General features: G+C 68.1%; 13 protein-coding genes and 1 pseudogene. 8 read left to right on the top strand and 6 right to left on the bottom strand.

Going from position 1 to position 13,669, the window contains the following annotated elements; all coding sequences use genetic code 11:
- Positions 1-687: LLM class F420-dependent oxidoreductase (locus ACXAID_RS22955; RefSeq protein ID WP_475024493.1), on the bottom strand; the 687-nt coding region annotated here is incomplete at its 3' end.
- Positions 688-798: 111 nt separating this feature from the next.
- On the opposite strand from ACXAID_RS22955, the gene ACXAID_RS22950 reads away from it, so the two are divergent.
- On the top strand, positions 799-1,536 hold the full coding sequence (locus ACXAID_RS22950) for an IclR family transcriptional regulator (RefSeq protein ID WP_475024492.1): 738 nt from the start codon (positions 799-801) through the stop codon (positions 1,534-1,536).
- Here ACXAID_RS22950 and ACXAID_RS22945 read toward each other — a convergent pair.
- On the bottom strand, positions 1,519-2,307 hold the full coding sequence (locus ACXAID_RS22945) for an SDR family NAD(P)-dependent oxidoreductase (protein ID WP_475024491.1): 789 nt from the start codon (positions 2,305-2,307) through the stop codon (positions 1,519-1,521). The two genes, ACXAID_RS22950 and ACXAID_RS22945, sit on opposite strands and share 18 nt — an antisense overlap.
- Before the next feature lie 97 nt (positions 2,308-2,404).
- Here ACXAID_RS22945 and ACXAID_RS22940 point away from each other — a divergent pair, with 97 nt between their 5' ends.
- Together ACXAID_RS22940 and ACXAID_RS22935 are read left to right on the top strand one after the other, a co-directional pair.
- On the top strand, positions 2,405-2,989 hold the full coding sequence (locus tag ACXAID_RS22940) for a TetR family transcriptional regulator (protein WP_475024490.1): 585 nt from the start codon (positions 2,405-2,407) through the stop codon (positions 2,987-2,989).
- Positions 2,990-3,064: 75 nt separating this feature from the next.
- Positions 3,065-3,811 (top strand): SDR family oxidoreductase, encoded by a 747-nt coding sequence (locus tag ACXAID_RS22935; RefSeq protein WP_475024489.1) that lies wholly within the window; start codon positions 3,065-3,067, stop codon positions 3,809-3,811.
- Here the strand turns inward: ACXAID_RS22935 and ACXAID_RS22930 are convergent.
- The 3 genes from ACXAID_RS22930 to ACXAID_RS22920 form a co-directional block, all read right to left on the bottom strand.
- Complete coding sequence (locus tag ACXAID_RS22930; protein ID WP_475024488.1) at positions 3,808-4,290, bottom strand: MarR family winged helix-turn-helix transcriptional regulator; 483 nt, start codon at positions 4,288-4,290, stop codon at positions 3,808-3,810. The two genes, ACXAID_RS22935 and ACXAID_RS22930, sit on opposite strands and share 4 nt — an antisense overlap.
- Positions 4,291-4,385: 95 nt before the next feature.
- Positions 4,386-4,970, bottom strand: a complete 585-nt coding sequence (locus ACXAID_RS22925; RefSeq protein ID WP_475024487.1) for a carboxymuconolactone decarboxylase family protein — start codon at positions 4,968-4,970, stop codon at positions 4,386-4,388.
- A 39-nt stretch (positions 4,971-5,009) separates the two neighbouring features.
- Positions 5,010-6,245, bottom strand: coding sequence for a hypothetical protein (locus ACXAID_RS22920; RefSeq protein WP_475024486.1), 1,236 nt, complete (start codon positions 6,243-6,245; stop codon positions 5,010-5,012).
- A 230-nt stretch (positions 6,246-6,475) separates the two neighbouring features.
- On the opposite strand from ACXAID_RS22920, the gene ACXAID_RS22915 reads away from it, so the two are divergent.
- The 5 genes from ACXAID_RS22915 (at position 6,476) to ACXAID_RS22895 (ending at position 13,222) form a co-directional block, all read left to right on the top strand.
- Positions 6,476-6,772: a hypothetical protein gene (locus ACXAID_RS22915; RefSeq protein WP_475024485.1), complete on the top strand. Its 297-nt coding sequence runs from the start codon at positions 6,476-6,478 to the stop codon at positions 6,770-6,772.
- Between the two features lie 359 nt (positions 6,773-7,131).
- Positions 7,132-9,804: an Ig-like domain-containing protein gene (locus tag ACXAID_RS22910; RefSeq protein ID WP_475024484.1), complete on the top strand. Its 2,673-nt coding sequence runs from the start codon at positions 7,132-7,134 to the stop codon at positions 9,802-9,804.
- A 254-nt stretch (positions 9,805-10,058) separates the two neighbouring features.
- Positions 10,059-11,237, top strand: a complete 1,179-nt coding sequence (locus ACXAID_RS22905) for a quaternary amine ABC transporter ATP-binding protein (protein WP_475024483.1) — start codon at positions 10,059-10,061, stop codon at positions 11,235-11,237.
- On the top strand, positions 11,230-12,120 hold the full coding sequence (locus ACXAID_RS22900) for an ABC transporter permease (RefSeq protein WP_475024482.1): 891 nt from the start codon (positions 11,230-11,232) through the stop codon (positions 12,118-12,120). The genes ACXAID_RS22905 and ACXAID_RS22900 overlap by 8 nt, the downstream gene beginning before the upstream one ends.
- Before the next feature lie 223 nt (positions 12,121-12,343).
- Positions 12,344-13,222 carry a glycine betaine ABC transporter substrate-binding protein gene (locus tag ACXAID_RS22895; RefSeq protein ID WP_475024481.1) on the top strand — a complete coding sequence of 293 codons (879 nt, stop codon included), beginning with the start codon at positions 12,344-12,346 and terminating at the stop codon, positions 13,220-13,222.
- A gap of 138 nt (positions 13,223-13,360) precedes the next feature.
- Here the strand turns inward: ACXAID_RS22895 and ACXAID_RS22890 are convergent.
- Positions 13,361-13,669 (bottom strand): annotated as a pseudogene (locus ACXAID_RS22890) (PGRS repeat-containing protein); the annotation flags it as partial.

Here is a 13,669-nt window from a genome sequence, read left to right as displayed (position 1 = left end):
CGGCAGCACGACGTCGAACCCGGCCGGCGCGGTCACCTTCGACAGCATGGCCGCCAGCTGCGCGGCGCCGAGGCCGAAGGGCATCCACCCGTCGCCGAGCTCGACCGCGCGGCGCAGGGAACGCTGGGTGCGCCCACCCACCCAGATCGGCACCCGAGGCTGGACCGCGCAGGGTTGCAACGCGAACCCGTCGAACCGGTAGAAGTCGCCGTGGAACCGGGGCTCGGTGTTCGACAGTGATTCCCGAATGGCCGCGATGGCCTCGTCGGCGCGCTCACCGCGCCCGTCGAAAACCGCGCCGAGGAGGTCGAACTCGGCGGCCAGCGATCCCACCCCGACGCCGAGCACCAGGCGCCCGTCGCTGAGCCGGTCGAGGGTGCCGTAGCGTTTGGCGATCTCGAGCGGGTGGTGGTAGCCGAGCACGACCACGGCGGTGGTCAGCCGGATCCGGCTGGTGTGGGCCGCCAGAAAACTTAAGGTGGACAGCGGATCCCAGTAGGTCGATCCGCGCCGGCCGGCGTCGGCGGCGGGTACGGCGATGTGTTCGGCGCAGGTGAGATGGTCGAACCCCTGCTCGTCGGCGGTGCGGGCGATCCGCGCGAGATCGTCGGCACCGGCCCGTTGTTCCCAGGCGGAGGACACCCCGGGCAGCTGCATCACCACCGGGGTGGACAGTCCGATCCGCACCGTGTCGTTGTAACGGTTCGGGCGCCCGGTCGGTGCTTGCGTCCCGGTGATCGGGACCGCTAGCCTCACCGTTGGTAGAATCAATTCTCGTTTCGACGGGCGAGGTGGTGGATGACTGCGACACTGTCCGGCATCCCGCCGTCGTCGATGCTGGACCGCTTCACCGTCATCATCGACTGCTTCGGCGGCAGCACCGGGCTGCTGACACTCGACGACATCGCCGCCCGCACCGGCCTGCCCCGGTCCTCGGCACACCGCATCCTCGACCAGCTCGTCCGGCTGGGCTGGTTGACCCATTGCGCGCGCGGCTACGGGCTCGGACTGCGGGCGCTGCCGTGGCCCGTCAACCCGGTCGGCGATATCCGGATCCGCGCGGCGGCGGCTCCGGCACTGCACGAACTGCTGATGCGCACCGGAGCCGTCGTGCACCTCGGCGTGCTCGACCGCGGCGACATCGTGCACCTCGACAAGCTCGGCGGTTCGATATCGACTCAGGTGCCCACCGCGGTCGGCATGCGCAGCCCCGCACACGACCTGGCGCTGGGCATCGCCGCATTGGCCGGCCTCACACCCGAGGAGGCCGCCACGGAGCTCGACCAGAGCCGGCCGGGTTTTGCGCCCGGGCCCGGGTGGTGGGGTGAGCTGCACCAGGCCCGCGCCACACCGGTGGTGTGCGACGGCGACTACGCCGCCGGGCTGGTCGCGGTGGCCGCCACCGTCGGGAACCGGGCGTCGGTCGGGATCGTCACCACCACGGGTCGTGTGACGCACCGGGAGCGCTCACTGGTGGCGGCGGCCGCCGCCCGGATCAGACGGGCACTCACCCGGGTCTCAGTCGGCGCCGAGTAGCCGCTGCATCATCCGGTGGGTGCCGGCCACCACTTTGGCGCGGTCGGCACCGTTGCGCCGCTCGACGTCTTCCCCGTTGCCCCCGGCGACGTGCACCGGCCCGTGGGGCAGCCGGTCCAGCCCTTCTCTGGCCACCTCCGCCGGTTCGGCCACCCGCAGACCCGGAACGTCGAAGTTGAGGCCGACCCGCTGCATCGCCGGTGTGCGGGTGACCCCGAGCACGAGTTCCAGCACGTCGACCTGGTGGTCGCGCAGCTCCAGCCACAGACCCTCGGCGAAGATTCTCCCGAATGCCTTCACCCCGCCGTAGACGGTGTGCCGAACCGATCCCAGATAGCCGGCCATCGACCCCACCAACAGGATGCCGCCGCGGCGGCGGTCCCGCATCGCCCGCCCGTAGTGCTGCACCAGCCTCATCATCGTCACCACGTTGAGGTCGAGCACCCGGCCGAAGTCGGCGAGGTCGCCGTCGAGGAACTCTGCGCTGCAGGTGTTGGCCCCGGCGTTGTAGATCAGCAGACCCACCTCGAGCCCGTCGGTCTCGGCCAGCACGCCCGCCACCGCGTCGGGGGACGTCAGATCGAGCTCCAGCGTCCGGACCTGGGCACCGAGTTGGCGGCACATCAGCGCGGTGGCGTGCAGCGGATCGGGCTTGCGGGCGATGAGCACCAGGTTGACGCCGGCCTCGGCCAGCAGCCGGGCGAACTCGGCGCCCACCCCCTCCGACCCGCCGGCGATCACCGCCCAGGGGCCGTATTTCGCGTAGGACATCGGTTCATCGTGGCCCGCCGGCGCGGCCTCGAACCGGACCGGTCCCACTGATCGGTACCGGGCGGACACCGGCCCGGGCGCGCCCGATACTGATCAGGTGGCGCGGATCGGCGAGCGCCGGGCACCCGCGCGTCCGGCCAGCGATGAGCAGGAAAGCCGGCGGGCCACCATTCTGGCCGCCGCAGCGCGGCTGGGCGCCGCGCGCGAACTCGACCACATCCATGCCTGCGAGATCGCCACCGAGGCCGGCGTGGCGCTGCGCACGCTCTACCGCTACTACCCGTCCAAACACCACATCTTCGCCGCGGTGCTCACCGATCAGGTGGCGCGGTTCCGGCCGCCGGCGCCCACCGGCAACGCCGTCGACGACATCACTGCTCTGATGGTGACCGCATGCCGGAATCTGTTGCGGTACAACCATCTTGCGCACGCGATGATCACCTCGACCCAGATCGTGCGGGCCCAGTCCGGCGCCGCTGAGGACGACCCGACGTTGCGCGACCTCATCGTGCGGACCGCCGGCGTGCGGGTGGCCGATCCCGAGCAGGTGCGTCGCGCCCGGCTCATCCAGCAGGCCGCGTTCGGCGTGATGACCTGGACCGTGGGCGGCGCGTTGAGTGCCCGGGAGGCGCTGGCCGACCTGGAAACGGCCTGCCGATTGTTGGCCGCCGGCGCCTTCTGAGCCTAGACACGGGAATAGAGTGACATGTCACGTAGTTCTGCCGGGTGGACACCTTCACAAGCAAAGGAGCACACCATGGGACAGCTGGACGGCAAGACCGCGCTGGTCACCGGCGGAACATCAGGCATCGGACTGGCCACTGCACAACGCCTGGCCGCCGAAGGCGCGCACGTCTTCTTGACCGGCAGACAGCAGGCCGGAGTGGACGAGGCCGCTGCATCGATCGGCGCGTCAGCGACCGGAGTGCGCAGCGACATCACCAGCGCCTCCGATCTGAAAACCCTTGTCGAGACCATCGAATCCGCCGGGCGGGGCCTCGACGTCGTGTTCGCCAACGCCGGTGGAGGCGAGTTCGCCACTCTCGAGGAGGAGACCGTCGAACACCTCGCCGACACCCTGAACAGGAACATCGGCGGCACCGTATTCACCATCCAGAGCGTGCTGCCACTGCTGAACGAAGGAGCCTCCGTCGTGCTCGCCGGCTCGACGGCGGCATCCCGGGGTACCCCCTCGTTCGGCGCCTACGCGGCATCGAAAGCCGCGATTCGGTCACTGGGCCGGACGTGGGCCGCTGAACTGGCCGACCGCAAGATCCGGGTGAACACCGTGGTCCCCGGTCCGATCGAGACTCGTGGGCTCAAAGAACTCGCTCCAGCCGGACAACAGGCTGCGCTGCTGGAACAACAGCGGGCGACGGTGCCGATGGGGCGGATAGGCCAGCCCTCCGAGATCGCCTCCGTCGTACTGTTTCTGGCCTCCGACCAGAGCAGCTTCATGACCGGTGCGGAACTGTTCGCCGACGGCGGCGCGGAGCAGGTCTAGAGATCCGGACGCGGCAGCGTGCCGGCCCGCAGGATGGTCTCGTAGACGGTGGACAGGATGTCGGCAAGGTCGGCCTCCTGTTCACCGCTGAGATCGGCGAAGAACAGGCTGCGAACCCGCGCCACGTGCAGCGGCGCCGCCCGACGCAGGGTCTCCCAACCGCCGGCCGTCAGGGCGGCGTCGGTGACCCGGCCATCGGTTTCCGAGCGCACGCGGTCAACCAGCCCGCGCTTGGTCATCCGCTGCAGGTGGTGCGACAGGCGGCTGCGCTCCCAACCGATGGCGGTCGCCAGCGCAGTCAGCGGCGCCCGCCGCCCCGGGTACTGGGACAGCGCGTTCATGACGGTGTAGTCGCCCAGCGACAGGCCGCACTCCGACTGCAGGTGGCTGTTCATCTCGTACTCGAGCCGATGGTAGACCCGCATGTAGTTCAGCCAGGTTCGCTGCTCGGACTCGTTGAGCCACAGATCTTTCGACACCATGGGCTAGTCTACGTTGGCCGCCAACGGAACTCCTCACTTCGGAGGTACCGACGCCGGCTGTCCGCGCGAGGACGATTCCCCGTCCGGAGTCCCTATCCGGAGGCGACGTAGGAGCCGCCCGCCCACGGGGCCGGCAGCGCGCCCCCGTCGCGGCGGAACTCCTCGGGAACGTCGTCGACGACGTGCCACGTCGCGGCCAGCCTTCCCAGCCCGACACACAACGCGCAGTGCAGGCCGAGGGCCACCAGCGCGTCCTCGCTGAAGTGGCCGCGCAGGTCGTCGTAAACCGCGTCGTCGATGGCGAGGTGATCGGTGGCGAACAGGTCGGCGAACCGCAGCGCGGCACGCTCGGCGTCGGTCAGATCCGGCGCGTCGACCGGGTGCTCCAGCGCGCACACGGCGTCATCGGTGAGTCCGTCGTCGATCGCGCTCTGGTAGCGGATCGACATGCAGCTGCGGCACTGGTTGTGAAAGGCGATGCGCAGCCGCACGAGTTCCATCAGGCGTCGGGGCAGCACACCAGCTGAATTCAGCGCACCGGTGACCCCGCCGACCGCGGCGGCCACGTCGGGCAGCCGGGACATGATCCCGGCCACGCCGAGGTTGATGCGATCGCCCTCACCCAGTTCGGATTTGGGGATCTCGGCGAAGCCAGCCGCCTGCTCGATGCGCGCCATGTGTCTCCTCGGCTTGTCGGGACGGGCGAACCTGAGCCGTCAGGCGGCGTCGGCGTCGCTTTCAGAGTCGTCCGAGTCGGCAGATGATGTCGGACTTCCGGAAGTCTTGCCGGGGTGACCGGTTGCCGACCCGGCGGACGCCGACCCGGCCGGGCCGTCGTCGCTCTGCGGATCCGACGACTCGTCGTCGGCGGCCTCGGCGGTGTCGTCGTCGACCACCTCGAGCTCGGTTTCCCCGCTGCCGGTTTCCTCGCTGCCGGTTTCCTCGATGTCGGTCTCCTCGCTACCCGACTCCTCGATCTCCTCGGTCTCGATTTCCTCGAGCTCCTCTGTTTCGGCGGTGTCCACCGCGGCGTCCTCGGTGGCGCCGGTCGCATCCTCGGGCGCCTGCTGCGCCACGTCGTCCCCGACCGGGGCCGGCTCCTCGGTCCCGGGCACCTCCGCGCTGTCCTGCGCGCCGGCAGCGCCATCGGTGCCCTGTTCGCCGGGCTCACCGGCATCGAGGGTGACGAACGACGCCTCCGCGTCGGGCACCTCGGCAGCCGGCGCCTCGCTGCCGAACGGCGGCGGCGGGCCCGCCATCCACGCCGCCGCGAGGGCCATCTGGGCGGACTCGATCCCGGCGACGACCAGACCGGCACCGGTGCCGAAGGCTGCCACCAGGCCCTGCGTCGCCTCGACAGCCGCGTTGACGATGTTCTCCAGGTTCAGCGTCAGGATCGCCTGGGCGACCTCGCCGGCACCCTGCAGCGACGCGTTGACCACCTCGCCAGCCGCGTTCAGCCAGCCGGTGGCCACGTCGATGATGGCTGTGGGCCACGCTTCGACCAACGCGACGTCGACCTCCAGGGCATTCTGCTGGCGCCAGATCCAGGACGTCAGCAGCGGCTCGCCAATGTCGACCACCGCGTCGGTGACCGCGGTGACGAACGTGTTGAACGCCGCCTGGAAATCGAGGTCGGCCAGTTCCTGGATGATCGTGATCGTCACGTCGGGAAGTCCGGCGACCGTCTCGACCACGCCGACGCCGGACAACGCCAGCCCCTGCAGGAAGACCTCCCACTGCTCGAGCCAGTACCCGATCCGGGCCCGCAGGACCGGCAGGGTGAAGATGTAGGGGATCTCGGAGTCGACGAGCGCGACCTCGGAGGTCACCGGGGTGACGGCGGCGCGCAGTTGCACGTCGGGCGGCGGCGCCACCGGCGCCACGGCGATGGCACTGGCGCCCACGAGCGCAATCCCGGTCGTGACCCACGGACGGATGGACAGTTCCATGGTCGGTTCCCAAACCTCGAACGGTTAGCCGGACACGACGAACCTAGCGCGAAACGGGCGCCGCCACCGCGTGGAATCCGAGATTCATCGTCGAACCGCGCCCACACCTCCGCATCATCGGGGCGGGCACCCGCGAGCCCGCGCCCCGGTGCTGCGCGGCGAGGATTGAACCTTTCCGGCCGCTGTCCCGTCGAACGTGACGACAGATGCGCCGACAGAAAGGTACGGCAATGCGTGCAACGTTGCTGATAGTGAGCGGAATGGTCGCGGCGGCCTGCGGCGGGTTCCTCGCGCCGGCGGCGGTCGCGAGCGCCGCCACCGAGAACGCCGCCACCACCATCGCCCTGCTCGAGGCCCAGGGTTTCGACGTCAGGGTCGACCGACTGGGCGGGGCGCCGCTGGAGGAATGCGTCGTGACCGATGTGCGCAACCCGCGGGAACAGACCCGGGTCATTCGTCGCGGAGACGACGTGGTCAAGGTGGTCGACAAGCGGACCATCACCGTGTCGCTGGACTGCTCCCGCTGACCCCACGCCTAGCCGCTGACGCGCCGGATTTCCGTTGGAACGCAGTCATCTCAGCAGAGCGCAGCGAGGGCACAACCGTTTACGTAAGCGAAAGTTAACCCGCTCTTCGTGTGTGCCGCGACCGCGCGCTGCTACCTTTCTACCTGGTAGATGGGTCTGAGCACCTAGGATGATCAGGCACTTGCGGCTCGGATGCCGGCACCAAGCGAGGGTGACGCTGGTGCGCTTCGACACCGGCGATGTCGGCGGTATCGCCCCGTCGAGACCACCTGCGCAGCCGCCCACCCAATGCCCGTATGCCATGCGCTGGAACCCGAGGACTGCTCGGAGCTGCGCGCCGTCAGGACGGAGATCCGACAATGGGGGACCAAGGATTCGTCGGGCGGGTAGGGGCCCTGGCGGTGGCTTTGGGAATCGGCGCCGCAGTCGGCGGTGCTGGAGTGGCGTGGGCCGACACCGGGACCAACGATGGCGCGTCGTCGAGCTCAGCGACGCCGTCAAGCGACTCGGACGCTCCGAAATCGGCAGGCGGAGCGGGCTCGAGCGAGGGCGGCAGTGACAGCGCCGACGACAGCGCCGACGACAGCGCCGACGAAGCCCCGTCCAGAACGTCGGGTGACCACGACCGGGACGAGGACAGCAGCCTCGACGCCTCCGAGGACGGCTCGTCGCTGGCAATGGATGATGCGGAGGAAGCCGGTGAGGACGACACCGGTGCGGACCCGACCGTCACCGAAGAGGACAACGCCGACGAGAATGTCGATGTCTCCGACGAGGATCCCGACGTCGAATCAGACCGCGACAAGCGCGCCGTGCGCACCGAGGAACCCGCTACGCGCGAGGCGCTACACCGATCAACGAACATCGACGAGCCGGACGAACGCGCGGTGGCCGGCGCTACCCGGCAGCGCACCGGCAAGGGCACACCGGCTCGAATAAGCGAACCCGTCGACCAGACCCCCGAAGATCCGGCCGCATCGATGGAGAAGACGGCAGCGGCAACAGTCGATTCGTCAGGGACGACTCCCGTCGAGGAGGCCACGAAGCCGCAGCTCGCCCGCCCACTGACAGTCGTCGAACAGCGCACCACGATAGCCACCATTTCCGGTGAAACTCCCTCTCCGGCGACCTCACCCACTTTGTGGACGGTGGCGGCGTTGCTGCTCGCCGGGCAGGCGACCGCCGCGCGGAACTCACTCGAGCTTCTGGTCCACAACAAGGCCCCGCAGTTCACACCCGAACGCATCGAGCAGGATCCGCACACCGGTGTCGTCCTAGGTTCCTTCAATGCCGTGGACGCCAACGGTGATCGGGTGGTGTACACGATCGTCGACGCACCAGACGACGGAACTGTCACCATCGACCCAAGGACCGGGCTGTTCACCTACACCCCGTACCGGGAATTCGCATTCGCCGGCGGCTGGGACGGCTTCACGGTTGTCGCCGACGATGCCGGCTTCCAGGTCTTCGACAGCGTCGAGCCCGAAACGCTCTACGTACCGGTGTGGGTGGATCCGGTCACGCCGGACGACTACGTCGAGCCCGCTCCGATCCCCCTCGAACCGGTGACGTACCAAGCTCCGCGTCGGTGGCCGGATTGGGCACAGTCCACGCGAAACACCCTCGAGAACTGGCTGGTCAACAAGGCCCCGGTCGTCAAACCGATCGATGTGTTCAGCGACGAAGCGACCGGAGTTGTGCTGGGCACGCTCAACGCCGCCGACCCCAACAGCGACGCCTTGCAGTACGCCATCGTCGGTCAGCCCGAATCCGGCTCAGCGATCATCGACGACGACGGCGGCTATTACTACCGGGTCGATCCGGATAGTGAGCTGGCCGCGACCGGGGGAACCGACAGCTTCATGGTCCGCGTGGACGACCGCGGACAGCGGCTGTTCGACAGCACCGCTCCCACCGTCGTGAAAGTCACCGTGACCGTACCGAAGGTCACCCCGGCCGCATCTCCGGCATCAGCGGACCTGACCGCACAACAGCGATCTGCAGGCTCGACAGCGCCAGCGGCGGCGACAGCTGCGGTGACGTATCCGTTCGACGTCTACAACCACTCGGTCGAACCAGTTCAGCTGTCCTACGGCTCATCTGCCCAGGATCTGCTGCAGGACTCGCCCGCGAGCGGCACGATCCTCGACCCCAACGAATCGCTGAGATTCAACGTCATTTTGAACTACGGGCGTTGGTCCAACGTAGAACTCACCTTCACCACGACGAACACCTTGGTTGATCCGTATTCCTACACCGTCAACCTGGGTGTGCCGCAGCGGTTCATCCCGACGACGTCGGGCGTGGTGAAGTGCTCGGGCTCATGCACCCCCGGCAACAGCGGCAACGTTGACCTGGGCGATGGCGGTGGGGGGCCAAGCGGGTTCTATCTGGATACGAACACAGTTGTCCTGCTGGATCGTCCAGGCACCAAACGGGTGATCGGCCCCGACGACCCGCCGCTGCAGGAATCGGTCATGCAGCAATACTGCGCCCTGGACAACGTCAGTTGCACATGGGGTACGAGGACCCTCAGCAAGGTCTACGGCAAATTCCAGCAGGCGCTTCCGCCCTACGACAACTACAACGCCACCCAGAGTGAGCCGCTGCCCTCGGACAGCTTTGAAGTCAGCCACCAGTGGTCATTCGGCTTCAAGATAACCGGCAAGGCCAGTGCCAAGATCCTCGACGCGATCGGTGTCGAGGTGGGCGCGGAGTTCAACGCGACCTGGACCACCGGTCGCAGGTACGTCCGCCAGTTCACCGGTACCGCTCCCCCACAGCGACGGTTCATCGTCTGGAAGGCTCCGGCGGTGCTGAGGCTTGCCGGAGATGTCACGGTGCAACAAGGCAATACCACCTACGTTGTGCAGAACGTCGGGGTGGACATGCCCGATATGGTCGCCGTGGGCGACGGACAAAAGCCGAGGTCGATCACGGGTCGCGAGCCCGACTGGGTCATCGGTCAACCATTGCGGCTCACGTCGGACGCGCCACCGGAAACCTACGATCCTAGTCTGACCTACCCCTGACCTATCCGCCCTCCCCGCGAGCAGGCGGTCGGTGGGGCGGTCAGGTGTCGACGACGCACCACCGATCCCGCGCGGCGACCGCCGAATCCAGCACGGCGGTAACCGGGACAGGGCCGAAGCATTCGCGAGGTCGGACCGGTCGGCCTACGGTAGAAGCCTGGCTGGCCGGCCATCGTCGATCGTTAGCGAGGAATGTGCCCACTCTACGAACGGAAAAACTGTACAAAGTCTTCGGCCGTCGGTCCGAAGAAGCGGTGCGCCGGCTGGAGGCCGGCGAAGATCGCGCCAAGGTCCGTGACGAGCTGGACGTCACCCCGGCCATCATCGACGCGAACATCGACGTCAAGCCCGGTGAGACGTTCGTGGTGATGGGCCTGTCGGGGTCGGGGAAGTCGACCCTGATCCGGATGTTCAACGGCCTGCTGGAACCGACCGCGGGCAAGGTGTTCATCGACGACCGCGAGCTGACCAGCCTCGATGACGACGAGCTGCGCCTGGTTCGGCAACGCACCGTGAGCATGGTCTTTCAGCATTTCGCCCTGTTTCCGCATCGCACGGTGCTCGACAACGCGGGCTATGCCCTGGAGGTCCGCAAGGTCGCCAAGCACGAACGGCTCGAGAAAGCCCAGCAGGCGCTCGACATGGTCGGCCTGTCGGGTTGGGAGAAGAGCCTGCCGGCTCAACTCTCCGGGGGCATGCGCCAGCGCGTCGGCCTGGCCCGCGCGCTGGCCGCCGAGACCGATGTGCTGCTGATGGACGAGGCGTTCTCGGCCCTGGATCCGTTGATCCGCCGCGAGATGCAGGATCAGCTGCTCGAGTTGCAGCGCTCGTTGCACAAGACGATCGTGTTCATCACCCACGACCTGAACGAGGCCATGAAACTCGGCAATCGGATTGCGGTGTTGCGGGACGGCGCGATCGTGCAGATCGGGACCGCCGCCGACATCCTCGACTCGCCGGCCGACGACTACGTCGCCCAATTCGTCCACGACGTCGACCGCACCCGGGTGCTGACCGCCGGTGTGGTCAAGGACGAACCCGCCCTCACCGTCGGCGCCGGTGCCACCCCGCAGCAGGCGCTGCAGGTGCTCCGCGAGCACCGGGCCGGCACCGCCTTCGTGACCGGCGACGACGATCGCCTGCTGGGTGCGATCCTCGAACACGAGGTCCACGACGCGGCGGCCCGCGGGGAACCGACCATCGAGCGCGCGGTGCACTCCGACATCGCCACCACCACTCCCGACACGGTGATCGCCGAACTGCTGGTGCCCGCAGCCGAGCACACGCTGCCGATCGCCGTGCTCGACGGCGATCGGCTGCTCGGCGCGATCTCGCGCGGCAGGTTGTTGGCAGCACTGGGCGGCTGCGCGGCCGATTCCGCCCGCGACGACGGCCCGGCGGCGCACGCCGGACAGGAGGCAGATCGTGGTTGAGCACCTGAGCGCGCAGGGCACCGTCGTGCCCGAGATCCCGGTCGGTGACGCATTCGAAGCGTTCGTCGACTGGCTCTACGACAACTTCCTGCCGTTCTTCAACTTCCTCAGCGATCTGGGAACCTCGGTCTACGACGGGTTGTCGAGCGCACTGCTGTACCTGCCGGCGCTGGTGATGGTGGCGCTGCTGACGGGCCTCGGATGGTGGTTGCGCGGCTGGAAGTTCGGCATCTACGCGCTGCTGGCCACCACCCTCATCGTGTCGATGGGCTTCTGGCAACACGCCATGCAGACGTTGACGCTGGTGCTCATCGCCACCGCGGTCGCGGTGTCGGTGAGCCTGCCGGTGGGGATCCTGGCGGCCAACCACGAAGGCTTCTCCAGGATGTTGCGCCCGGTGCTCGACTTCATGCAGACACTGCCGCCGTTCGTCTATCTCGTTCCCGCACTTGCACTTTTCGGGATCGGTGTTGTTCCGGGGATGTTCGCCACGGTGATCTTCGCGATGCCGCCGGGAGCGCGGCTGACCGAGCTCGGCATCCGGCAGGTCGACAAGGAGATGATCGAGGCCGGTGAAGCGTTCGGCGCGCCGCGCTGGCAGATCCTGACCAAGATCCAGATTCCGCTCGCGCTGCCGACCATCCTGGCGGGGATCAACCAGGTGATCATGCTCGCGCTGTCGATGGTGGTCATCGCGGCCCTAGTCGGTGCGGGCGGTCTGGGCGAGGATGTGTACTCCTCGATCACCAAGACCGACATCAGCCTCGGCGGCGCCAGCGGCCTGGCGGTGGTCCTGCTCGCGATCTACCTCGATCGGCTCACCCAGGCTCTGGGCAACCGTTCGGCGGTCAAGAAGGCCGAACAGGCCGCCGAAAGCGCATGACCGGCCGAAGAAAAGCTCGAAACCCGTGCCCGGTCGACCGCGGCCACGGTACGAAGAAAGGACGGCACCCACGACCGTGACCACGGCTGCGCGAGGCCCGGCCCAGGCCGAACTCGCGCCGTAATCCCGCTTGCGGGCGGGCCGAGAAAACCCACAGCACACGAAAGGACCACACGTGCAACGCAACAGTAGGTCTTCGCGACTGGCTCGGGCTACCGGCCTATTGCTGGCAGCCAGCTTGTTCATCGCCGCCTGTAGTGGCGGAGATTCGGGCACCGGCGACTCCGGCGACGGCGACTCCCAGCAGAACAAAGCCCTGTCGATCGGCTACATCCCGTGGGATGAGGACATCGCCGTCACCTACCTGTGGAGCGACCTGCTCGAAAAGCAGGGCTACACGGTCGAGATGGAACAGCTCGAGGTGGGGCCACTCTTCGCGGGCGTGGCTCGCGGCGACTTGGATCTGTTCTTCGACGTCTGGCTGCCGACCACCCACCAGAGCTATTGGGAGCAGTACGGCGATCAGGTCGAGACGCTCGGTGAGTGGTATGACAACGCTTCCCTGGAGTGGACCGTGCCCGCCTATGTCGAGGACGTGAACTCGATCGCCGACCTCCAGGGCCGGGCGGGTGAGTTCAACGACCAGATCGTCGGCATCGAGGCGGGCGCCGGGCTGACCGAGGCGTCCCAGAACCAGGTCATCCCCGACTACGGACTCGAAGGCGAGTACACACTGACGACCTCGTCGACCCCGGCGATGCTGCAGGAGCTCAAGCGGTCCATCGACGCCCAGGAACCGGTCGTCGTGACGCTGTGGCATCCGCACTGGGCCTACAGCGCCTACGACCTGAAGGACCTCGAGGACCCGATGGGATCGCTGGGTGAGGCCGAGACCCTCTCGGTGATCGGCAAGCAGGGCTTCAGCGAGGAGTTCCCTGAGGTCACCGAGTGGATCAAGAATTTCACGATGAGCGACGAGCAGCTCGCCTCACTCGAGGAGGAGATCCAGAACGCCGGCAGCGGCAACGAGCCGCAGGCGGTCACCACCTGGTTGGAGAACAACCCGGACTTCGCATCGAGCCTGGGTATGTCCAACTCCTGATCCGAACATCACCGCGCAGCGCCCGGTGCCGGCCTCCCGCCGGCCCGGGCGCTGTGTCTTTTCACGCCGTCAGACCGTTGCAGTGCAACAGTATTCACCGAGATAGCCGCCAGCAGGTGTCGACGACGACCCACCGGTCTAGTCCGACGAGTCGCCGGCACCTCCGGAGTCGGAGTCGCCGCCGGCGCCACCGGACCCGGCGTCGCCGCCGGCGCCGCCTTTCTGACCCGTGGACGAGTGACCGGACTGCCCGGACCCGCCGGATCCACCCGCGGTGCCGGTTCCACTGCTTCCGCCGGTGCCGCCGTCCCCGCCGTGGCCGCCGTCGCCGCCCTGCCCGCTGTCGCCGGCCGTTCCGCTGGTGCCCGACGAACCGAACAGCCCTCCCCGACCGCCGGCACCGGCACGCCCGCCGTCGCCACCGTCCCCGCCGTCGCCGCCCTGGCC

Source organism: Mycobacterium sp. ABE4_509, from assembly GCF_056160785.1.
Note: the sequence above shows the minus strand (reverse complement) of the source record. Positions and strands in the feature narration are given on the sequence as shown.